The following is a 21,659-nucleotide window of genomic DNA, read 5'->3' as shown; positions in this document are numbered from 1 at the left end:
CCATGTCCTGCCCGGGCCCGCGCGGCGGTGTGCCGTCCTCAGCCCGACTCGCGCCAGCGGCTGGTGATCGGCAGGCGCCGGTCCTTGCCGAAGCCCTTCGCCGAGATCTTGGTGCCCGGCGGGTACTGCCGCCGCTTGTACTCGGCGTTGTCGACCAGCTTGAGCACCCGGGTGACGGTGTCGGCGTCGAACCCGGCCGCCAGGATCTCGTCGCGCCCCTGGTCCCGGTCGACGTACCGGGCGAGGATCGCGTCGAGCACGTCGTAGTCGGGCAGCGAGTCGGTGTCGACCTGGCCCGGTCGCAGTTCGGCGCTGGGCGGCTTGGTGACGGAGTTCTCCGGGATCGGCGGGGTCTCGCCGCGGTCGGCCGCCACCCGGTTGCGCCAGCGGGCCAGCCGGAAGACGGTCGACTTGTAGACGTCCTTGATCGGCCCGTAGGCGCCGACCGAGTCGCCGTACAGCGTCGAGTAGCCGACGGCCAGCTCCGACTTGTTGCCCGGGGCCAGGACGATCTGGCCCTCCTGGTTGGAGATGGCCATCAGCGTGGTGCCGCGCAGCCGCGACTGGAGGTTCTCCTCGGCCAGGCCGGTCAGCTCCAGCCCGTCCATGTAGGCGTCGAACATCGGCGCGATCGAGACGGTCCGGTAGTGCAGCCCGGTGCGTTGCGCCAGCTCGGCGGCGTCGTCCTTGGAGTGCTCCGAGGAGTACTTCGAGGGCATCGAGACGCCGTACACGTGCTCGGCGCCGATCGCGTCGACGGCGAGGGCCGCGGTGAGCGCCGAGTCGATGCCGCCGGAGAGCCCGATCAGCACGGAACGGAAGCCGTTCTTGCGCACGTAGGCGCGCAGGCCGGTGACGAGAGCGCGGTAGACCTCCTCGTCGTCGTCGAGCGGCGGGACGGTCGTCCCCGGGTACTCCACCGGGCCCGGGTCGGCCACCGGCTCCTCGGAGAGGACCACGCGGTCGATGCGCAGCCCGTCGTCGACCACGCCGGCCGGCGCGTCGGCCGCGGCGGCCGGGAGGTCCAGGTCGAGCAGGAGCTGGGTCTCCACGAACTGCGGGGCACGGGCCACCACCGCGCCGGAGGCGTCCACCACGATCGTGTCGCCGTCGAAGACCAGCTCGTCCTGGCCGCCGGTCATCGCCACGTAGGCGGTGGCGCAGCCGGCCTCCTGGGCGCGCTTGCGCACCAGCTCCAGACGGGTGTCGTCCTTCTCCCGCTCGTACGGTGAGGCGTTGACGGAGAGCAGCAGCCCCGCGCCGGCCGCCCGGGCCGCCGGGACCCGGCCGCCCTCCTGCCACAGGTCCTCGCAGATGGCGAGGGCGACGTCGACGCCGCGCACCCGGACCACCGGCATGGTGTCGCCGGCCACGAAGTAGCGGAATTCGTCGAAGACGCCGTAGTTCGGCAGGTGGTGCTTGGCGAAGGAGAGGGCGACCTCGCCCCGGTGCAGCACCGCCGCCGCGTTCTGCGGGGCGCCCGCGGGCTGGCCGTAGCGGGGCTGGGCGGTACTGGAGCGGTCGAGGTAGCCGACGACGACGGGCAGGTCGCCGAGGCCCTCGTCGGCGAGGCGCGCGGCGAGCGCGACCAGTGCCGACCGGGAGGCTTCGACGAACGACGAGCGCAGCGCGAGGTCCTCGACCGGATAGCCGGTGAGGACCATCTCGGGGAAGGCCACGAGGTGCGCGCCCCGCTCGGCCGCCTCGCGGGTCCGGTGGACGACGGCGTCGGCGTTGCCGTGGAGGTCGCCGACGGTGGCGTCGATCTGGTTCAGGGCGAGTCGTAGTCGATGCACGTCCGCCAGTGTAATCGTCACAACGACACGATGTCGCGAGAGCGCGGCGGCTCCCCGGGCCCTGGCGGGCGCGGGGGGCCGCCGCGTGCGGTCCGCGCAGGTCAGACGCGGTAGCCGAGGACCGTCATCATCCCGGCCTCGGCGTGGTACACGTTGTGGCAGTGGAGCATCCACAGCCCCGGGTTGTCCGCGTCGAAGTCGGCGGTCAGGGTGCGGTGCGGCAGGATCACCGCGGTGTCCTTGCGCGGCGCGCCCTTCGCCGAGGAGAGCGCGAAGGTGTGTCCGTGCAGGTGGAGCGGGTGCCACATGTCGGTCGCGTTGCTGAAGACCAGCCGCACCCGCTCACCGGCCCGCACCGGGTACCGCTCGGTGGACTTGTACGGGCGGCCGTTGAACGCCCAGTCGTACCTGGCCATCCCCCCGGTCAGCTGGAAGCGCACCGTCCGGTCAGGGGCACGGGCGGGCAGCGCCGCCGACTCGTCCGCGGTCAGCCGGTCGGCCGTCACCACCTTCCCCTCCAGCTCCTTCGGGCGTGCCCCGGCCTTCGGCGCCGCTCCGCCGCCGGTCCGCAGCAGGGCCCGGGCGGTCGCGTCCTTCCCCTCGGCCAGCGCGGTCAGCGGGAAGACCCCGTCGCCCGCCGTCACCAGCACGTCGTACCGCTCGCCCATTCCGAGCAGCAGCGCCTCCGTCTCGGCGTGCTCCACCGGGAACCCGTCGGTGTGCGTCACCGTCATCCGGTGCCCGCCCAGCGCCACCCGGTACGCGGTGTCCCCGCCGGCGTTCACCAGCCGCACCCGGATCCGGTCGCCCGGCCGCGCCCGGAACACCTCGGGGTCCTCGGCGGGCCGCCCGTTGACCAGGTGGTACGGGTACTTCACGTCCCCGGCGTCGCCGCCCAGCAGTTCGCTGCGGGCGCCCGTCATCATCCGCGAGGGCCCGGGCGGCTCCTCCTTCCGCGCCCCCTGCGCCGACACGCCGTGCCCGCTGTGGCCGCCCTCGTCACCGCCGCCGTCCCCGCTCCCCGAGCCATGGTCCATGCCGGGCGCCATGCCCCGGCTCAGCTCGGCTAGGACACCGTCGGGCGTGGAGCCGTCCACCCCGTCGACCCAGTCGTCCACCACGACGACCCACTCGTGGTCGTAGGCGAGCGGCTCCCTCGGGTCCTCGACGACCAGCGGCGCGTACAGGCCCCGGTCCTGCTGCGTCCCGCTGTGCGGGTGGAACCAGTACGTGCCCGGGTGCGGCACCTTGAAGCGGTACGTGAAGTCGGCGCCGGGGCGCACGTCCTGCTGGGTCAGCCCCGGGACGCCGTCCATGTCGTTGCGCAGGGCCAGCCCGTGCCAGTGCAGGGAGGTCGGTTCGGGCAGGTGGTTGGCGAGGGTGAGCGCCAGGGTGTCCCCGGCGGTGACCCGCACCTGGCGGCCGGGCAGCCGGTCGCCGTAGGCCCAGGTGGGGACGGTGGTGCGGCCGAGGTCGAGCCGGGTCTCGGTGGCCGTCAGCCGGACCTCGCGGACCCGGCCGCCACCGGCCCGGGCCTTCTCGGCGGCCGCGACCTCACGGCCCGTCGGATCGGTCCAGTCGGCGGCGCCGGTCGTGGACCCGGAGCCGTGGTCGGAGCTGGTGCGCCCGGAGGAGCAGGCAGCCAGCAGGCCGGTCCCGGCCAGGCCGAGTCCGGCGCCGAGGAGGGAGCGGCGCGTGGGTGTACGCATGGGGGAGTCACCTTCGTCGTCGGTGGAGGTGCGTGGGGCAAGGCGTGCGGAGACGCGCCTCCCGCGTGGCGGAAGGCGGGGGTTCCGGCGGCCTAGATCCGCAGGACCGACAGACGGGCGAGGGTGAGGCGGGTGGGCGGCGCTATGGGCCACTGGGGGCCCCGGCGGCCGGTGAGCAGCACGCGCAGGGCGGCGCCCAGGGCGGTGCCGCGCGGCAGCAGGCCCCCCGCGCGCAGCAGCAGACCCAGGGTGAGCGCGGCGAGCACGGCCAGGCAGACGGAGAGGGGGTCCGTGCCGGGCAGCGGGGCGGGCTCGTCGGCGGCACCGGTCCCGGCTCCGGCGGCGGGGGAGTGGGCGTCCAGAGCGGCGGCGGGCCGGGGCTCGTGTGCGCCGGGGGCCGGGTGACCCGCCTCGGCCTGAGGCGGGGTCGTCCCCGCCTGTACAGCTTGTACGATTCGCGCGGCGGGCTGCGCGAGCGGTGCGGCCCCGCCGCCGGGCGCCGGGCCGGCCGCGGCCGCCGCTGTGAGCGGGCCGGCGGTGTGCGTTCCGCTGTGGTCCCCCGTCGGGTGGCCGAGGCTGTGCATGGTGAGGACGCCGAGGAGCAGGGCGGCGAGCAGCAGCAGGCGTCCCGCCCGCTCGGCCGTCATCCGCGTCCTCATGGGCGGCAGCCTACCCCTCCCGGGTATGCGGGCGGGAACCCGCCCCGGCCCTGCCCGCCCCCGCCGGGCAGGGCCGGGGCGGCCGGGCGCGGGCTACTCCCGTACCCCTCGCTTCCGCAGCAGCTCCGCCATCAGGTCGATCTCCGACTGCTGGGCCTCCACCATGCCCTTGGCCAGCCGGTGCTCGGCCTCGACCTCGCAGGCGCTGACGCACCCCTCGGCCATGTGGATGCCGCCCTTGTGGTGGGCGGTCATCAGCCGCAGGTAGAGGATCTCGGCGGCCTCACCCTCGGTCTTGCGCAGCCGGTCCAGCTCGGCCTTGGTCGCCATCCCCGGCATCAGCGCGCCGTCCTTCCCCGGCTCCGAGCGCATCCCCATCCAGGCCATCGGCCCGTCCGATGAGACCTTCGGCAGCCCCCACAGGTCGAGCCAGCCCAGCATCATGCCGCGCTGGTTGGCCTGGGTGTTGGCGATGTCGTAGGCGAGGGTGCGGATCTCCTCGTCGTCCGTGCTGTCCCGGACGAGGAACGACATCTCCACCGCCTGCTGGTGGTGGACGGCCATGTCCCGTGCGAACCCGGCGTCCGCCGAGTCCGCCGCCGGGACGGCGGGCGCGGCGGCGGACTCCCGGCCCCCGGCGGCGGCCACGGTGACCACCGAACCGAGGGCGATCAGCACCGCCGCCGCCCCCGCCGCGAGCGCCGTACGGGTCCTCACGAGGAGAGGCCCCCGGTGCAGGCGGCGCCCGGCTCGGGCGTCTGCGGGCCCTGCACGTACTTGGTGAAGAACTGCGCGACGCGCGGGTCGTCGGCGCCGTCCACGGTGACCTGCTTGCCCCAGGCGCTCAGCATCAGCGCGCCCTTCTGCTTCTCGACCGGGCTCATCAGCGAGTACGGCGTGGACTTGACGCGCTCGGCGAGCTTGTCGACGTCGGCCGGGTCGGCGTCGCCGTTGTGGGTCACCCAGACGGCACCGTGCTCCAGCGAGTGGACGGCGTTGACCTCCGGTATCGCCTTCTCGTAGACGTCGCCGTCGCAGTTCATCCAGACCTGGTTGTGGTCGCCGCCCACCGGCGGGGTCATCGGGTAGGAGACCGGGGTGGAGACGTGGTCGCGGCCCAGCTCCTCGGCCTTCCACGACTTCTCGCCCTTGACCGGCTTCTCGGCCTGCTCCTGCTCCGCGGCCTGCGCCTGCTCCTTCTCGTCGGCCTTCTGGAGGTAGAGGTATCCGCCGCCGCCTATCAGCCCGACCACGACGAGTGTGCTGACGCCTATGGTGAGCAGGCGGTTGCGGCGGTCGCGCGCCTGCTCGCTCGCGCGCATGCGCTGGATACGAGCACGGCGGTCCTCCGCGGACCCGGGGGTGTTCCTGGTCGAACCCATGGTGTGTCCTTTGCGCAGTCTTGGGGCGGGCGGGCCCGCTGATCGTAATGGGGAGCGGGGTGTCCAGGGCCATACCGCTGCCCGTAATCTGGCCGAAACCCCTGGCCGTGATACTGGTGGGGCACCCACACTCTGGGCGGTGGCGCGCAGACCGTCTGAACTGCAAGGATGTAGCTATGGACAAGCAGCAGGAGTTCGTGCTTCGTACGCTGGAGGAGCGCGACATCCGGTTCGTGCGCCTGTGGTTCACCGACGTCCTCGGCTTCCTCAAATCGGTCGCCGTGGCCCCGGCCGAACTGGAGCAGGCGTTCGACGAGGGCATCGGCTTCGACGGCTCCGCCATCGAGGGCTTCGCGCGCGTCTACGAGTCCGACATGATCGCCAAGCCCGACCCGGCCACCTTCCAGGTCCTGCCGTGGCGCGCGGAGGCCCCCGGCACCGCCCGCATGTTCTGCGACATCCTGATGCCCGACGGCTCGCCGTCCTTCGCCGACCCGCGCTACGTCCTCAAGCGCGCCCTGGCCAAGACCTCCGACCTGGGCTTCACCTTCTACACCCACCCGGAGATCGAGTTCTTCCTGCTGAAGAACAAGCCGGTGGACGGCTCCCGCCCGGTCCCCGCCGACAGTTCCGGCTACTTCGACCACACCCCGCAGAACGTCGGCATGGACTTCCGCCGCCAGGCGATCACCATGCTCGAATCGATGGGCATCTCCGTCGAGTTCAGCCACCACGAGGGCGCCCCCGGCCAGCAGGAGATCGACCTCCGCTACGCCGACGCGCTCTCCACCGCCGACAACATCATGACCTTCCGCCTGGTCATGAAGCAGGTCGCGCTGGAGCAGGGCGTGCAGGCGTCCTTCATGCCCAAGCCCTTCTCGGAGTACCCGGGTTCGGGCATGCACACCCACCTCTCCCTCTTCGAGGGAGACCGCAACGCCTTCTACGAGTCGGGCGCCGAGTACCAGCTCTCCAAGGTCGGCCGCTCCTTCATCGCGGGCCTGCTCCGCCACGCCGCCGAGATCTCCGCCGTCACCAACCAGTGGGTCAACAGCTACAAGCGCATCTGGGGCGGCTCGGCCCGCTCGGCCGGCGCCGGCGGCGAGGCCCCCTCGTACATCTGCTGGGGCCACAACAACCGCTCGGCCCTGATCCGCGTCCCGATGTACAAGCCCGGCAAGACCGGCTCGGCCCGCGTCGAGGTCCGCTCCCTGGACTCCGGCGCCAACCCGTACCTCTCCTACGCCGTCCTCCTGGCCGCGGGCCTCAAGGGCATCGAAGAGGGCTACGAACTCCCCCCGGGCGCCGACGACGACGTCTGGGCCCTCTCCGACGCCGAACGCCGCGCCATGGGCATCGAACCCCTCCCCCAGAACCTCGGCGAGGCCATCTCCCTCATGGAACGCAGCGAACTGGTCGCCGAGACCCTCGGCGAGCACGTCTACGACTTCTTCCTCCGCAACAAGAAGCAGGAGTGGGAGGAGTACCGGTCAGAGGTGACCGCCTTCGAGCTGAAGAACCTGCTGCCGGTGCTGTAGAAGCGCGCCAGCCCTGTTCCCGGACGACACTGAGGCCCGTGCTTGTCGAGCACGGGCCTCAGTGGTGCGCGGGCGGCTCCGCCCGGTGGGCGTCTTCCCAGGTGTGGCGGCCGGGGTGCCCTGCGAACAGGCAGCAGGCGTCCCCGCAGGGAAGCGGGCCGGTGTCGGGGCAGTCGGGGCGGGCGATCAGGGCGACCTGATCCGCTCCGCTCCAGCGCAGCCACAGGGCGGCACCGCGATCCGCCTCGTCGAGGAAGCCGTAGTGCTCCCGGCCCTCGTGCGAGGCGGCGAGTTGGCACCGTACGGCAGCGTCGACACATCCTGACGCGGACCTCACCCGCGCCTCTCGGGCCAAGTCCGACGGCACACGCCGCCAGTGCGGGCACCTCGTCACGACGCCTGCCCGGGGGAGTCGGCCGAGGCCCGTCCGTCGTGCGCCGTGCACCGACGGCACGCGCACGGCGGGAAGGCGCTGACGACGACCGGAGCATTCGCTTTCTGTTCGACCTGCACCAGCGTCACCGGTCCCCATGTCCGCCCGGAGTCCGAAGACACCCTGAGCGTCATTACCGTCCGCCGTTCGGCGTCCGGGCTGACCCTCCGTAGGTTCCCGCCTTCGCCCTCCGTGAGCGTCGGCATCCGCTTCCTCGCGGTCATGGCCAGTCCCTTCACGTTCCTGGATCTCTTCCGCTGAGTGATCAGGAAATCGCGCGGAGTACGAGACCACCACGGCACTCCTGCGGCACTCTTGACGCAGATCGGTGCACGCCGCTCGAGAACGTCGGATTCGGGGGAAGGGTGGCCGCATGGGACTGGCGAAGCGACGTAGGGCCATGGGCTACAGCCAGGAGAAGTTGGCCCACTTACTCGGCGTGGACCGTACGACGGTGGGCCGTTGGGAAAGTGGCAGGATCTCTCCTCAGCCACCGCAGCGGAGGAGGCTCGCGAACGCCCTCGAACTCAGCCTGGACGAGTTGGACTGCCTCTTGGCGACGTCTGCCGCTATGGTCCAGGAGACCGCTCGGTGCCAGGCCGAGGAATCCCCGACTCCGGGAGACCCCGACGAGATGATGCGTCGCGCCTTTCTCCGCGTGCTGAGCGTCAGCGGTGCGTTGGCGGCTCTGCCTGTCGACGAGGCCGAGGCCCTCAAGGAGGGGGCCGGCCTAGGCGGTCCGGCTGACTTCGACCGCATGAACGGCCATCTCTGGCAGGTCTACCAACTGGCCCGCTCCAAGAGAGCCGTCCACCCCGTCATTCGTGACCAGTTGACGACGCTGAACGAGGCCCTTGCGAGCGGCCGAGGCCCTACTCGCCCCCTGATGAGCGCTGCGGCCGACCTCTTCCAATTGGCCGGTGAGGTGGCCTTCGACAGCAATCTCTACTCCGAGGCGACGTCCTCCTACGCCCTCGCCGCTTCCGTCGGAAGGGATGCCGGAGCCTACGACCTGTGGGCCTGCGCCCTCGTGCGCCATGCCTACGTGGAAATGTCGGAACGACGGCACCGGCAGGCAGCGGAGTTGCTCGGGGTGGCCGCGCGGCTGGCACGCCGGGGAGACAGCGCCTTGTCGACCCGGCAGTGGGTCGCGTCGGTGCAAGCCGAGGCGTATGCGGGGCTCGGAGATCTGGGGGCCTGCGAGCGAGCGATGGATCAGGCGGAGACCGTGCGTGAGCTGGGCGGCGACAGCGCCAATGGTGGCTGGCTTCGGTTCGACGGTGCGCGGCTCGCGGAGGAGCGGGGGGCGCGCTACGTCCAGCTCGGTCGCTTCGATCTTGCTGAGGAGACGCTGACGGGAGCATTGAAGCAGACCGCCTTGTCGGCCGGGCACTCGTACCGGAGGCGGGGGGCGGTGCTCACCGATCTCGCGGTGATCGGCGTGCGGCGCGGTGACACCGAGCAGGTGGTGGCGTACGGCGGGGAGGCCGTCGGCCTGGCTCGTGCGACGGAGTCGGGTTACGTCGGCCGTAGACTCCGCTCTCTGCATGGCGAGTTGGGCCCGCTGAGTTGGGACCGCCGAGTGGCCGAACTGGGAGCGGAGATCGCGGCGCTGAGCACGTCGTGACGAGAGAGGTAGGCATGTCGCAGAGCGAAGGCGCACGACTGTTTCGGGAGAGCTGGATCGCGGGGGTGCGGCGGCATTTTCCGGGGGAGCCGAAGGCCGGTTACGTCACGCCGTGGGAGGACACCCCGGAATGGGAGCGGGAGGCCGCCGGAGCCGTGTTCGCACAGGTGCGGCAGTTCCTGGAAGTGAGCGGCGGAAAGGCGGCACGGCTTTCGCGGGAGCAGAAGAGCCGGTTCGTCGCGACGTGCTGGACGGCTCAGATGTACAAGCATTTTGAGGAGCCGAAGCCCGGGTATGTCGCCGACTGGCCCGACCTTCCGGAGTGGCAGCGGGAGACCGACGCCGACATCTTCGAGGCGATCGAGCAGGCCGCCCCGGCCTCGCGCTGAGCTGAGTCCCGGGCGAGAACGGGGTGTGGGGCGCTGTTGGGCCCCACACCCCGTTCTCGCGCCCTCACTCGAACTTCTCGCCCATCTCGTCCAGCGTGATCATCATCAGCTCCATCGGGTCCTCGGACTGCTCGTTCTCCTCGATCCAGAGTTGCATGGCGATGCGGAGGGCCACGAGGAAGGCGGCGGCCATGACGCGGGCGCGGACCGGGTCGGTGGGGTGGCGGGCGGTGAGGGTGGCGGCCAGGTCGCTTTCGAGGGTGGCGAGGGTGCTGAGCTGGCGGCCGAGGAGGGAGGGGTGGCTCATCGCGAGGCGGGTCTGCTGGGCCCATTCGCGGCGCGGGGGATCGAGGCGGGGGCCGCGCAGTACCTGGGTGGCGGCGCGCAGGGCCTGCCAGTTGGTCTCCTCGGCGGGGCGGTCGCGTACCGCGTCGAGGAGGCGCTGGATGTACTGCTCCTTGCCGTAGAGGAGGGCGTCCTCCTTGCCGGCGAAGTAGTTGGAGAACGTGCGCCGGGAGATGCCGGCGGCGTCGGCGATGGCCTCCACCGTGACGTGGTCCAGGCCGTGCTCGCGGGTGAGCCGCATGGCCGCCTCGTGGACGGCCTGACGGGTGGCGGCCTTCTTGCGTTCGCGCAGGCCCAGTGGTGCGTCGGGGGTGGCCGCCGGGGTCTCCTCGGTGCTGTCCATGGGGCAGATATTACTCGCTCATTACCCAGTGGGCATTATTGCAGGGCGAGCAAACTTGCCCAGTGTGCATGTATGGTGAATCAGTCACCTCATCTGCTCATCACCTCCGGAGGTTGCGCGTGAGCGCACACACGGCCGCCCCGCCGAAGGCCGCCGCCCCGATGGACCACCAGCACGTCATGCGCGCCTTCCGCGGTCTGCTGGTCGTCCTGTTCGTGGCGATGATCAGCGGCACCGTGGTCTCCGTCGCCCTGCCGCAGATCATCGGCTCGCTCGACGGCACCCAGTCGCAGTACACCTGGGTGGTCACCGCGACGCTGCTGGCCTCCACGGCCTCGACGCCCATCTGGGGCAAGCTCGCCGACCTGTTCAGCAAGAAGTTGCTGCTCCAGATCGCCATCGGCCTGTTCATTGTCGCCTCGCTGGCCTGCGGCTTCGCGCAGAACACCGGTCAGCTCATCGGCTTCCGCGTCATCCAGGGCCTCGGCATGGGCGCCCTCCAGGTCCTGGTCCAGGTGATCATCGCCGCGATGATCAGTCCCAAGGAGCGCGGCCGGTACAACGGCTACCTCGGCGGTGTCATGGCCGTCGCCACGGTCGGCGGGCCGCTGCTCGGCGGCTTCATCACCGACACCTCCTGGCTCGGCTGGCGCTGGTGCTTCTTCATCGCGGTGCCCTTCACCCTGATCGCCTTGGTGATGCTGGCCCGCACCCTGCACCTGGACGAGATAAAGCGCCCCGACACCAAGGTCGACTACCTGGGCGCCGCGCTGATCGCCGCCGGGGTCTCCCTGCTGCTGCTCTGGGTCACCTTCGTCGGCAACAACTTCGACTGGGTCTCCTGGCAGACCCTCGCCATGGTCGCGGGCAGCGTCCTCCTGCTGGGGGCCGCCGTCACGGTCGAGGCCAAGGTCGCCGAGCCGATCGTGCCGCTGCACGTGGTGCGCCGCCGCGACCCCGCGCTCGCCATCGTCGCCTCCCTCGCGGTGGGCATGGCGATGTTCGGCGGGGCCGTCTTCCTCGGCCAGTACTTCCAGATCGGGCGCGGCTACTCGCCGACCGAGGCGGGGCTGCTCACCATCCCGATGATGGCGGGCGTGCTGATCTCCTCCACCGTGGCCGGGCGGCTGGTCTCCAAGTCCGGCAAGGTCAAGCCGTACATCATCACCGGTGTGGTACTGCTGACCGCCGGTTTCCTCGGGCTCTCCCTGATCGACCACAAGACCTCGCTGATCGGGGTCTCGCTGGGGATGCTCGCGGTCGGCGCCGGTGTCGGCATGTCGATGCAGAACCTGGTGCTGGTCCTCCAGAACACCGTGCCGCTCTCCGAACTGGGCGCCGCCAGCGGGGCCATCACCTTCTTCCGGTCGCTCGGCGGCACCGTCGGCGTCTCGGTGCTCGGTGCGGTCCTCGCCAGCCAGGTCTCCGGGAAGATCACCGCGGGGCTGAGCGGGCTCGGTATCGACCCGGCGGCCGGGGGCTCCGGGAGCGGGACGCTCAACATCGCGGCGATGCCTCCGCAGATCCAGGAAGTCGTGCGGGCCGCCTACGGGGAGGCGACCGGGCACATCTTCCTGATCTCGGCCGGGATCGCGCTGATCGGCGTCGTCGCCACGCTCTTCCTCACGCCGACCCGGCTTCGCGACAGTGTGGATCTTGCCGAGGGCGGGCAGGGGGGCGGGGACCGCGAGGAGCCCGTCGCGGTCGCCGCGGGGTAGGGCGCTGGTGCGCCCGCCGTCACGTGTAAGCGCGGTGGTGTTCCTCGCCCCTGCTGGGCGGGGCGGGGTGGCCTCAAGCGCCGGCCGGGCTTGATTTGGCCTCAAGCGCCGGCCGGGCTGGATGGGGCTGAGTTCGGCCTCAGGCGCCCGCCGGGATGAGTTTGGGTTCAGGCGCCGGCCGGGCTGTTTTCAGCCCGGTCGGCGTTTGAGGCCGTTCGCCTCAGCCGAACTCCCAGCGGGTCTGGCTGAACGGTGTGCCCTTTCCGAAGCCGAAGGCTCGGTGGGGGGCGACCGCGAAGACCAGGGCGCTGCCGCCGTCGGGGTGGTGGAACGCGCCGTCGGCCGCCTCGAACCGCCACTCCTCGCCGTACTTCTCAGCCCATGCCGCGGCCAGCGAGGTCAGCCGTTCCGTGTCGCTGACCAGTGCCGCCTCGCCTTCCACCACCAGGTCGCAGCCGTCGGCCAGGGTGTTGGTGCCGGTGGTGAGGATGACCTGCTGGTTCCGGGCGAGGTTGCGGGCCTTGCGCTCCTCGGCGCCGGTGGCGAAGTGCAGGGCGCCGCGCTGCCAGACGGCCAGCAGCGGCGTCACGTGCGGGCGGCCGTCCGGGCGTACCGTCGTCAGCCAGAAGACCTCCGCCCGGCGCAGCAGGTCCGCCGCGACCGGCCAGGGGACCGCCTCGGCGGACGGGTCGCTGTAGCGGGCGTCCAGCGTGGCCGACACGGGGTCCCGGTCCGCCGCCGTCCCGCCGAGCCGGTCGGCGGGTCCGTCTTGCGGGCCTCCCGTGTGCCGCGCGTTCGTGGTGTTCGTCGTGTTCATCGGTCCCACACTCCTCGTCCCCCGCTGCCCGGTACGCCCCGTCCCGTCGCGCGGCCCGGGCGAACCGTGCGGCGGAGCGGGGCCGTCACCCTTACGACCGGGTGGCGCCCCGGAACTCATCGGCGCTCCGGGCTTTCTTTCGGCGGCGACCTGGCCCGGCGGCCCCCGGCGCCGCGGGGGCGAGGCGCTAGGCTCGGGTCCTGCCGGGCGTGTCCGACCCCGAGGGCCCGCCCCGACCAGCACATTTCCGGCACGCGGGCAGGCAGGGAGACGGGCGCATGACCATCCCGCAGGGACGACGGAGCAGTACGTTCACCCGGCTGCTGCGGCACGGTTTCACCGACCCCTCCAGTGCCGAGGGGCTGCTGCGCTCCGAGGCGCTCACTCCGGTCGCCGAGGACTCCGTCCTGCTCGACGCGCTCGCCGCCACCGCCGACCCCGACCTCGCCCTCTTCGGCCTGGTCCGTCTCGCGGAGGCCGAGCCCGAGGAGGAGCGGCAGCGGCTGCTCTCCACCGTGGTCACCGCGAAACCGCTGCGCGACCGGCTGCTCGGGGTGCTCGGCGCCTCCGAGGCGCTCGGCGACCACCTCGCCCGCCACCCGCAGGACTGGCGCGCCCTCGCCATCTACGAGTCGGCCGACCTCCACCCGGGCGTCGAGGAGTTCACCCGCGGCCTCGCCGACGCCACCGACCCGGACTCGCTGCGCGTCGCCTACCGCCGCAGCCTGCTCTCCATCGCCGCCCGCGACGTCTGCGGCACCATCGACATCGCCGAGACCGCCGCCGAACTGGCCGACCTCGCCACCGCCACCCTCCGCGCGGCCCTGCGCATCGCCGAGGCCGCGGCGCCCGACGACGCCGCCCGCTGCCGCCTCGCCGTCGTCGCCATGGGCAAGTGCGGCGGCCACGAGCTGAACTACGTCTCCGACGTCGACGTCATCTTCGTCGCCGAACCGGCCGACCCCGCCGAGGGCGCCGACGAGGCCCCCGCCCTCCAGGCCGCCAACCGGCTCGCCGCCCACCTGATGCGGATCTGCTCCGAGACCACCGTCGAGGGCACCATCTGGCCGGTCGACGCCAACCTCCGCCCCGAGGGCCGCAACGGCCCGCTGGTGCGCACCCTCTCCAGCCACCTCGCCTACTACCAGCGCTGGGCCAAGACCTGGGAGTTCCAGGCGCTGCTGAAGGCCCGCCCGGTCGCCGGGGACGCCGAGCTGGGTGCCGCGTACGTGGAGACCCTCGCCCCTCTGGTGTGGCAGGCGGCCGAGCGGGACAACTTCGTGCCCGACGTGCAGAAGATGCGTCGCCGCGTCGTCGACACCATCCCGCCCCACCAGATCGACCGGGAGCTGAAGCTGGGCCCGGGCGGGCTGCGCGACGTGGAGTTCGCCGTCCAGCTCCTCCAGCTCGTGCACGGCCGCAGCGACCCGTCCCTGCGCTCCGGCACCACCCTGGACGCGCTCGCCGCCCTCGCCGCGGGCGGTTACGTCGGGCGGACCGACGCCGCCCAACTCGACGAGGCGTACCGCTTCCTGCGCTCCATGGAGCACCGTATCCAGCTCTACCGGCTGCGCCGCACCCACCTCGTCCCCGAGGACGAGGGGGACCTGCGGCGGCTCGGCCGTTCGCTGGGCCTGCGCACCGAACCGGTCGTCTCCCTCAACCGGGCCTGGCGCCGCCACGCCGGGGTCGTCCGCCGCCTGCACGAGAAGCTCTTCTACCGGCCGCTGCTGGACGCCGTCGCCCAGCTCGCCCCGGGTGAGGCGCGCCTGTCCACCGAGGCCGCCCGCGAACGCCTGGTCGCCCTCGGCTACGACGACCCCACCGACGCCCTGCGCCACCTGGAGGCCCTCGCCTCCGGCGTCAGCCGCAAGGCCGCCATCCAGCGGACCCTGCTGCCGGTGCTGCTCGGCTGGTTCGCCGACTCCGCCGACCCGGACGCCGGCCTGCTCAACTTCCGCAAGGTCTCCGACGCCCTCGGCCAGACCCCGTGGTACCTGCGGCTGCTGCGCGACGAGGGCGCCGCCGCCGAGAACCTGGCCCGCGTCCTGTCGGCCGGGCGGCTCGCCCCCGACCTGCTGATGCGCGCGCCCGAGGCGGTCGCCCTCCTCGGCGACGTACGCGGCCTGGAGCCGCGCGGCCGGGCCCAGTTGGAGCAGGAGGTGCTGGCCGCCGTCCGCCGCTCCGACAGTGCCGAGAACGCCGTGGCCGTCGCCCGCGGTGTCCGGCGCCGCGAACTCTTCCGCACCGCCGCGGGCGACCTCATCGGCTCGTACGGCACCGAGGAGAGCCCCGCCGAGGCCGACCCCGGCGCCCTGGTGGACCGGGTCGGCTCGGCCCTCTCCGACCTCAACGCCGCCACCATCGCCGGGACGCTGCGCGCCGTGGTCCGCGACGGCTGGGGCGACACGCTGCCGACCCGCTTCACCGTCATCGGCATGGGCCGCTTCGGCGGCCACGAGCAGGGGTACGGCTCCGACGCCGACGTGCTCTTCGTCCACGAGCCGCGCGAGGGCGTGGACGAGCAGGAGGCCGCCAAAGCGGCCGGCCGCGTCGTCTCCGAACTCCGCCGCCTGCTGGAGATCCCCACCGCCGACCCGCCGCTGGTCATCGACCCCGACCTGCGGCCCGAGGGCAAGACCGGCCCGATGGTCCGCTCGCTCGCCTCGTACGCGGCGTACTACCGGCGCTGGTCGCAGGTGTGGGAGGCGCAGGCGCTGTTGCGGGCCGAACCGGTCGCGGGCGACCTCGAACTGGGAGCGCGCTTCGTGGAGCTGGTCGACCCGCTGCGCTACCCGGCGGAGGGCATCGGCGAGGACGGAGCCCGGGAGATCCGCCGCCTGAAGGCCCGGATGGAGTCCGAGCGGGTGCCGCGCGGCGCCGACCCGACCCTCCACACCAAGCTGGGCCGGGGCGGCCTCTCCGACGTCGAGTGGACGGTGCAGCTCCTCCAGATGCGGCACGGCTGGGCCGAGCCCGGGCTGCGCACCCCCAGTACCCGGCCCGCCCTCGCCGCGGCCTGCGCCGCAGGGCTGATCCCCGCCGAGGAGGCCGCCATCCTCGACGAGGCATGGGTCCTCGCCACCCGCGTCCGCAACGCGGTCATGCTGGTCCGCGGCAGGCCCGGCGACACCTTCCCCGCCGACGGCCGCGAACTGGCCGCCGTCGCCCGCTACCTGGGGTACGAGCCGGGCCACGTCGGCGACATGCTGGACGACTACCGGCGCACCACCCGGCGGGCCCGGGCCGTGGTGGACGAGGTCTTCTACGGGGCCGCCGCCCACTGAGACGCCGCTGAGCTGGGGCAAAGCGGGAGCGGGGGTGATCGTTCCGTCGGGGGAGCGGTGCGGTTCTCCGCTTCCGGGCGGGGCGGGGAGGGCGTAGACAGGGAGGGTCCGCCCGTCCTGACCGCCTGTCACCTCCCCCCACCTGCGCGGTGAGTCCTGCAGAGGGAGTGCTGTGCCGTCCGGCGCCGAGAGGGGCAGGCCGCGGCCTGGTCCCCTGGAGCCGTCCGCCCCGCTGAGTCCGGCGCCGAGCCTCGACTTCCGCCCGACGGTGCCTGCGCCGGAACGTGCCGAGGACCCGGCCACCCCTGAGGCGGCGGCGAAGCCCCCGCCGGCGGTCACCGCCGCCCCCGCTCAGGACCGGAGGCCTTCAGCCGGGTGAGCCTGCTGGGGACGTCCGCCGAGAACGAGGACGGCACTTTCCGCGGCCGTGCCCAGGCCGAGGACGCCGCCAGGATCGCCTGTGCCGAGGAGTTCGCCGACGAGGCGGCAGATCCTTGCAGTCACGACTTCACCGTGCGGGTCCTCCATCCGGCGACCGGGTGGGACTGGGTCCTCCGGGACACGGCCGTCTGCTGGGCAGTCCGCGCGCGGACTGCCCGAGCACTGCCTCTTCTGCGACGCGGACCTGTGGTGCGGGAGGTGGTCGCGGGCGGCCGGTGCGGCCCCGAGCGGCATCCGGAAGGCCCCCGCCTCACCCTCGTACCCCTCCAGCACCCCCCCGCGCATACGCCATGAACGCCCCGAGGGCCACCTCGAAGGCGGCGTCCGCGCGGCCCTCGCCGATGGCGGCCAGGGCCTGGCTGAGGCGGGGGGTGGAGTCGTCGTCGGCCGGTTCCCACATGGTCTCGGGGGTGGCGAGGTCGAGGGCGGAGCCGAGGACGGTGTTCTCCGGGGCGGTGATGAGCGGCATGACGTCGACCGCGGCGAACCCGGCGTCCATCATCACCCGCACCACCCGCTCGTACTGGTCCCGCATCCCTGGAGCCCGCACGGGGTGGGTGGTCAGGAGCGGGATGACCTTGGGGTGGGCGGCGAAGGCGGCGCGGTAGGAGCGGGCCAAGACCTGGAGGCCGGTGTCCCAGGGGACGCCGTCGAGGGTGTCCGCGTCGATGGCGCGGGTGACGCGTTCCCGGATCAGTCACGCACCGCGGCTGACCGCTCCGGGCAAAGCCCCGCTCACGACCGCCGCCGCTGCTTCAGCTCCGCCTCGTAGAGGTGGCGGCGGCCCTGGGCGAGCCGGTCGGTCAGCTCGGCCTCCAGGGCGGCGAAGGGGCGGTAGTAGCCGTCGTCGTACTCCTCGACCAGCTGGAACGTCCAGTGGCCCGGGGTGACGTTCCGCCCCACCAGCTCGGTGCGGACCCGCTCGGCCTCCTCGGGATGACCGGCCTCGCGCAGCAGGCGGACCGCCTCGTCGAGCTGGAAGTCGGCGGTGCCGGTGAGCTGGTGGAAGGCGTACAGGTGGCCGCGGGCCCGCTCGGTGGTCTCCAGCGCCTTGGAGAGCGCCCCCAGCGCCTCGACCGCCGTGTCGCTCATGCCCTCCGGGCGCCGGTGCGCGGGGTCCGGCGCCCCGTCGTCGTGATTCTTGGTCATGCATGGCCTGTGCCCGGCCCGGACTCCGGCATACCGCCGGGGGCGCCCGTTCCCGGCGAGCCTCGCCCGACTGGCCAGGCGTCCGGGTGGCGGGCCGGCCGGGCCCGCGCCGCCGGTCAGGTCTCGGAGGCGGGTTCCGGGGTGGCGTGGGTCAGCGCGGTGGCGCCCACCGGGCCGGGCCCGGCCGTGGGGCAGGTGAGTGGGGGCCCGGCGGTACGCGACGCGCCGGCCGGGGCCGCCTCGGCCGGCGCGGACAGGGCCGGTTCGGCGGCCGGCGGCGCGGGCTCCCCGGGAGCGGGGTCGCCCGGGGGAGGAGCGTCCCCCTGCCGCGAACGCCCGACGTGACGGGGCAGCCCGTGCGGGTGCGCCCCGTAGCAGAGGCGGGCGACGAGGAAGCCGAAGGCGAGGCAGGCGAGGCCGCCGACGGCGTCGAGCCAGAAGTGGTTGGCGGTGGCGACGATGACGACCAGGGTCAGCGCCGGGTAGAGCAGGCCGAGCACCTTGGCCCACGGCACCGAGGCGAGCGCGAAGACCGTCAGGCCGCACCAGAGCGACCAGCCGATGTGCATCGAGGGCATCGCCGCGTACTGGTTCGACATGTGCTTCAGGTCGCCGGAGGCCATCGAGCCCCAGGTCTGGTGGACCAGGACCGTGTCGATGAAGTTCTGCCCGTTCATCAGGCGGGGCGGCGCCAGCGGGTACAGGTAGTAGCCGACCAGGGCGACGGCGGTGGTGGCGAAGAGGACCGTGCGCGCGGCCGCGTAGCGCCCTGGGTGGCGGCGGTAGAGCCAGACCAGCACACCGAGGGTGACGACGAAGTGCAGCGTCGCGTAGTAGTAGTTCATCCCCACGATCAGCCAGCTCACCGAGTTGACCGCGTGGTTGACGCCCTGCTCGACGGCGATGCCCAAACGCTGTTCGGCCGCCCAGATCCAGTCGGCGTTCGCCATCGCCTGGGCCTTCTGCTCGGGGACCGCGTTGCGGATGAGCGAGTACACCCAGTAGCTGACCGCGATGAGCAGGACCTCGAACCAGATCCGGGGGCGCCGCGGAGTGCGCAGCCGGCGCAGCGGCCCCGAGGCCGGCGCGGCGCCGCCTGCCGGGCCCATGGGCGAGGCGGCGGGGGCCGTTCCACGGCCTTCAGAAGTCGTCACTGTGCTCTCACCCATAGGGAGGGATTCTGTCAGAATCACGCCTACCGACCGATCATCCCTCGGACGGGTCAGGCCCGCATTCTCTACGCCTTGCGGACGATCTCCTCCTGGGGGACCTCACCCAGGGCGGGGGTCGCCGGGGCGGGTGCGGAAGCGGTCGAACCGCGCACCACGAGCTCCGGCATGAAGACGAACTCGCTGGGCGGCGCGGGCGTCCCGCCGATCTCCTCCAGCAGCGCGCGGACCGCCGCCTGCCCCATCGCCGTGACCGGTTTGCGGACGGTGGTGAGCGGCGGGTCGGTGAAGGCGATCAGCGGGGAGTCGTCGAAGCCGACCACCGAGACGTCCGCCGGCACGTCCAGGCCCCGGCGGCGGACCGCGCGGATCGCGCCGAGGGCCATCATGTCGCTGGCGCACACCACCGCCGTGCACCCGCCGTCCAGCAGGGAGTCGGCGGCGGCCTGGCCGCCCTCCAGCGTGTAGAGGGAGTGCCGGACGAACTCCCGCTCCGCCTCCTCGGCGTCCAGCCCGAAGGTGTCCCGCAGCGCCCGCGTGAACCCCTCCGTCTTGCGGACGACGGGCACGAACCGCTTCGGCCCCAGCGCCAGCCCGATCCGGGTGTGGCCGAGCGAGGCGAGGTGGGTGACGGCCAGCCGCATCGCCGCCCGGTCGTCGGGGGAGATGAACGGGGCCCGCACCTGGTCGGTGAAGCCGTCGATGAGGACGAACGGCACGCCCTGCCCGCGCAGCCGGTCGTACCGGGTCATGTCGGCGGTGGTGTCGGCGTGCAGCCCGGAGACGAAGATGACGCCGGAGACGCCCCGGTCGACCAGCATCTCGGTCAGCTCGTCCTCGGTGGAGCCGCCCGGGGTCTGGGTGGCCAGCACCGGCGTGTACCCCTGCCGGGTCAGGGCCTGCCCGATGACCTGGGCCAGCGCCGGGAAGATCGGGTTCTCCAGCTCAGGGGTGATCAGGCCGACCAGGCCCGCGCTGCGGCGGCGCAGCCGTACCGGGCGTTCGTAGCCGAGGACGTCGAGCGCGGCGAGGACGGATTCGCGGGTGGCCGCGGCGACCCCCTGCTTGCCGTTGAGGACCCGGCTCACGGTCGCTTCGCTGACCCCCGCCTGGGCTGCGATGTCAGCGAGTCGCGCGGTCATGACACGGGACTGTACCGGCCGGGTCCGCGCTTGCCCATCGCCCCCGTGCACCGCACCGGTTTCCGGAGATGTCAGGAGCTGGCGGCGGTCCGGGACGGCAACGCCTTGCAAGCTCTTTCAACCACGAAGATCACCCTCCCGGTCGGGATCGGTGCACCGAACGGACACACGGAGGTAACAATCAGCTCGCCTTGCAGAAATTTCCCGCAAGGTCTTTCGGACAGTTTTCAGGCCTGTTACGTTCCTGCCGACCCGGAGCCGCGAAGGAGCGGCAGGCACGGCTGCCCTCAGCCCTCGCCGGATCGGGACCGTGCTTGAAGGAGTACAGATGCGACGTGGCATAGCGGCTACCGCGCTCGTGGCGGGCCTGGCGCTCGCGGCGACGGCATGCGGCGGGGACACCACCGACGAGAGCGGCTCGGCCGGCAAGAGCGGCGGGGAGCTGTCCGGCACGGTGACCTGGTGGGACACCTCGACCGTCGGCAGCGAGGACAAGGTCTTCAAGGCGCTGGCCGAGGGCTTCGAGAAGGAGCACCCGAAGGTCGAGGTCAACTACGTCAACGTGCCCTTCGCGGACGCCCAGAACAAGTTCAAGAACGCCGCCTCCTCCGGCTCCGGCGCCCCCGACGTGATCCGCTCCGAGGTCGCCTGGACCCCGGACTTCGCTTCGCTCGGCTACCTCGCCCCGCTCGACGGCACCGCCGCCCTCGACAAGGAGGACGACTACCTCAAGCAGGCCGCCGCCTCCACCAGGTACGACGGCAAGACCTTCGGCGTCCCCCAGGTCATCGACTCCGTCGGCGTCTTCTACAACAAGAAGCTGCTCAAGGAGGCCGGCGTCGAGGTGCCCACCAGCCTCGACGAGCTGACCGAGGCCGCCAAGGCGATCAAGTCGAAGACCGGCAAGGCCGCCCTGTACCTGCGCGGCGACGACGCCTACTGGTTCCTGTCGTTCCTCTACGGCGAGGGCGGCGACATGATCAACACCAAGGACAAGTCGGTCACCATCGACGACAAGCCCGCCGTCGACGCGTTCAAGGCCGTCAAGGAACTGGTCGACTCCAAGGTGGCCGTCACCGACGCCACCAACGGCTGGGACAACATGCAGAAGGCCATCAAGGACGGCGAGGTCGCCATGGCGATCAACGGCCCCTGGGCCGTGACCGACACCCTCGCCGGTGACGCCTTCAAGGACAAGGCCAACTTCGGCGTCGCCCCCGTCCCGGCCGGCTCCAAGACCGCCGGTTCCCCGCAGGGCGGCCACAACTACGCCGTCTACGCCGGGTCGAAGAACCTCGACGCCTCCTACGAGTTCGTCAAGTACATGAGCTCCGCCAAGGTCCAGGCCGAGGTCACCGAGAAGCTCAGCCTGCTGCCCACCCGCTCCTCGGTCTACGGCGACCCGAAGGTCGCGGACAACGAGATCGTGCAGTTCTTCAAGCCGGTCGTCGAGACCGCCGTCGAGCGCCCCTGGGTCCCCGAGGGCGGCAGCCTCTTCGCCCCGCTCCAGACCCAGTACACCAAGGTCCTCACCGGCCAGGCCACGCCCGAGCAGGCCGCCAGGTCCACCGGTGACTCGTACCGCAAGCTCCTGAAGGACTACAAGTAACCGACCCGGCCGCGGGGGGGCGCCGCCGGGGGACGGGGGGGTGGACCGACGCCCCCGTCTCCCACACGTACAGCCTCGGACTCGCGATCGCCTCCCAGAACACCCG

General features: G+C 72.4%; 17 protein-coding genes and 1 pseudogene. 6 read left to right on the top strand and 12 right to left on the bottom strand.

Going from position 1 to position 21,659, the window contains the following annotated elements; all coding sequences use genetic code 11:
* Nucleotides 1-38: 38 nt before the first annotated feature.
* From ACFWMZ_RS19610 to ACFWMZ_RS19590, 5 genes are all read right to left on the bottom strand, one after another.
* Complete coding sequence (locus ACFWMZ_RS19610; protein ID WP_383203067.1) at nt 39-1,796, bottom strand: NAD+ synthase; 1,758 nt, start codon at nt 1,794-1,796, stop codon at nt 39-41.
* 101 nt (nt 1,797-1,897) lie between these two features.
* On the bottom strand, nt 1,898-3,505 hold the full coding sequence (locus tag ACFWMZ_RS19605) for a multicopper oxidase family protein (RefSeq protein ID WP_383203064.1): 1,608 nt from the start codon (nt 3,503-3,505) through the stop codon (nt 1,898-1,900).
* A 92-nt stretch (nt 3,506-3,597) separates the two neighbouring features.
* The gene (locus tag ACFWMZ_RS19600; RefSeq protein WP_383203061.1) at nt 3,598-4,164 is read right to left on the bottom strand and encodes a hypothetical protein; all 567 of its coding nucleotides are present in this window, start codon (nt 4,162-4,164) and stop codon (nt 3,598-3,600) included.
* A gap of 93 nt (nt 4,165-4,257) precedes the next feature.
* A complete protein-coding gene (locus ACFWMZ_RS19595) occupies nt 4,258-4,881 on the bottom strand; it encodes a DUF305 domain-containing protein (protein ID WP_383203059.1) in 624 nt (207 codons plus the stop codon).
* A complete protein-coding gene (locus ACFWMZ_RS19590; RefSeq protein ID WP_383180925.1) occupies nt 4,878-5,546 on the bottom strand; it encodes a DUF3105 domain-containing protein in 669 nt (222 codons plus the stop codon). Before ACFWMZ_RS19590 ends, ACFWMZ_RS19595 begins: the two co-directional genes overlap by 4 nt.
* 176 nt (nt 5,547-5,722) lie before the next feature.
* Between ACFWMZ_RS19590 and glnA the strand changes: the two genes are divergently transcribed.
* Nucleotides 5,723-7,084 carry a type I glutamate--ammonia ligase gene (glnA, locus tag ACFWMZ_RS19585; protein ID WP_003947745.1) on the top strand — a complete coding sequence of 454 codons (1,362 nt, stop codon included), beginning with the start codon at nt 5,723-5,725 and terminating at the stop codon, nt 7,082-7,084.
* Nucleotides 7,085-7,142: 58 nt separating this feature from the next.
* Here the strand turns inward: glnA and ACFWMZ_RS19580 are convergent, their stop codons facing one another.
* A complete protein-coding gene (locus ACFWMZ_RS19580) occupies nt 7,143-7,421 on the bottom strand; it encodes a hypothetical protein (RefSeq protein ID WP_383203056.1) in 279 nt (92 codons plus the stop codon).
* A gap of 469 nt (nt 7,422-7,890) precedes the next feature.
* Between ACFWMZ_RS19580 and ACFWMZ_RS19575 the strand changes: the two genes are divergently transcribed.
* Both ACFWMZ_RS19575 and ACFWMZ_RS19570 read left to right on the top strand, forming a co-directional pair.
* Nucleotides 7,891-9,144, top strand: a complete 1,254-nt coding sequence (locus ACFWMZ_RS19575; RefSeq protein ID WP_383203053.1) for a helix-turn-helix transcriptional regulator — start codon at nt 7,891-7,893, stop codon at nt 9,142-9,144.
* Between the two features lie 14 nt (nt 9,145-9,158).
* On the top strand, nt 9,159-9,533 hold the full coding sequence (locus ACFWMZ_RS19570) for a hypothetical protein (RefSeq protein ID WP_383180916.1): 375 nt from the start codon (nt 9,159-9,161) through the stop codon (nt 9,531-9,533).
* A gap of 64 nt (nt 9,534-9,597) precedes the next feature.
* Here the strand turns inward: ACFWMZ_RS19570 and ACFWMZ_RS19565 are convergent, their stop codons facing one another.
* Entirely contained in the window at nt 9,598-10,221 is a 624-nt protein-coding gene (locus tag ACFWMZ_RS19565) for a TetR/AcrR family transcriptional regulator (protein WP_383180914.1), read from the bottom strand.
* Between the two features lie 161 nt (nt 10,222-10,382).
* On the opposite strand from ACFWMZ_RS19565, the gene ACFWMZ_RS19560 reads away from it, so the two are divergent.
* Entirely contained in the window at nt 10,383-11,939 is a 1,557-nt protein-coding gene (locus ACFWMZ_RS19560; protein ID WP_383203115.1) for an MDR family MFS transporter, read from the top strand.
* A gap of 220 nt (nt 11,940-12,159) precedes the next feature.
* On the opposite strand, the gene ACFWMZ_RS19555 is transcribed toward ACFWMZ_RS19560, so the two are convergent.
* Nucleotides 12,160-12,756 (bottom strand): pyridoxamine 5'-phosphate oxidase family protein, encoded by a 597-nt coding sequence (locus ACFWMZ_RS19555; protein WP_383203050.1) that lies wholly within the window; start codon nt 12,754-12,756, stop codon nt 12,160-12,162.
* Nucleotides 12,757-13,034: 278 nt separating this feature from the next.
* Here ACFWMZ_RS19555 and ACFWMZ_RS19550 point away from each other — a divergent pair, with 278 nt between their 5' ends.
* Nucleotides 13,035-16,043 carry a bifunctional [glutamine synthetase] adenylyltransferase/[glutamine synthetase]-adenylyl-L-tyrosine phosphorylase gene (locus tag ACFWMZ_RS19550; protein WP_383180905.1) on the top strand — a complete coding sequence of 1,003 codons (3,009 nt, stop codon included), beginning with the start codon at nt 13,035-13,037 and terminating at the stop codon, nt 16,041-16,043.
* 693 nt (nt 16,044-16,736) lie between these two features.
* On the opposite strand, the pseudogene ACFWMZ_RS19545 reads toward ACFWMZ_RS19550, so the two are convergent.
* The 4 genes and pseudogenes from ACFWMZ_RS19545 to ACFWMZ_RS19530 form a co-directional block, all read right to left on the bottom strand.
* Nucleotides 16,737-17,181: pseudogene (locus ACFWMZ_RS19545) on the bottom strand (TetR/AcrR family transcriptional regulator C-terminal domain-containing protein); the annotation flags it as partial.
* 38 nt (nt 17,182-17,219) lie between these two features.
* On the bottom strand, nt 17,220-17,633 hold the full coding sequence (locus ACFWMZ_RS19540) for a hypothetical protein (RefSeq protein WP_383180902.1): 414 nt from the start codon (nt 17,631-17,633) through the stop codon (nt 17,220-17,222).
* A 116-nt stretch (nt 17,634-17,749) separates the two neighbouring features.
* A complete protein-coding gene (locus ACFWMZ_RS19535) occupies nt 17,750-18,802 on the bottom strand; it encodes a phosphatase PAP2 family protein (protein WP_383203048.1) in 1,053 nt (350 codons plus the stop codon).
* 68 nt (nt 18,803-18,870) lie between these two features.
* Nucleotides 18,871-19,944 (bottom strand): LacI family DNA-binding transcriptional regulator, encoded by a 1,074-nt coding sequence (locus ACFWMZ_RS19530; RefSeq protein ID WP_383180897.1) that lies wholly within the window; start codon nt 19,942-19,944, stop codon nt 18,871-18,873.
* 328 nt (nt 19,945-20,272) lie between these two features.
* Between ACFWMZ_RS19530 and ACFWMZ_RS19525 the strand changes: the two genes are divergently transcribed.
* Nucleotides 20,273-21,553: an extracellular solute-binding protein gene (locus tag ACFWMZ_RS19525; RefSeq protein ID WP_383180894.1), complete on the top strand. Its 1,281-nt coding sequence runs from the start codon at nt 20,273-20,275 to the stop codon at nt 21,551-21,553.
* The last annotated feature ends 106 nt before the right edge of the window (nt 21,554-21,659 follow it).

The organism is Streptomyces sp. NPDC058373 (assembly GCF_042723275.1).
Taxonomy (GTDB): domain Bacteria; phylum Actinomycetota; class Actinomycetes; order Streptomycetales; family Streptomycetaceae; genus Streptomyces.
The sequence above is the reverse complement of the archived record's forward strand: the minus strand, read 5'-3'. Positions and strand labels throughout refer to the sequence as shown.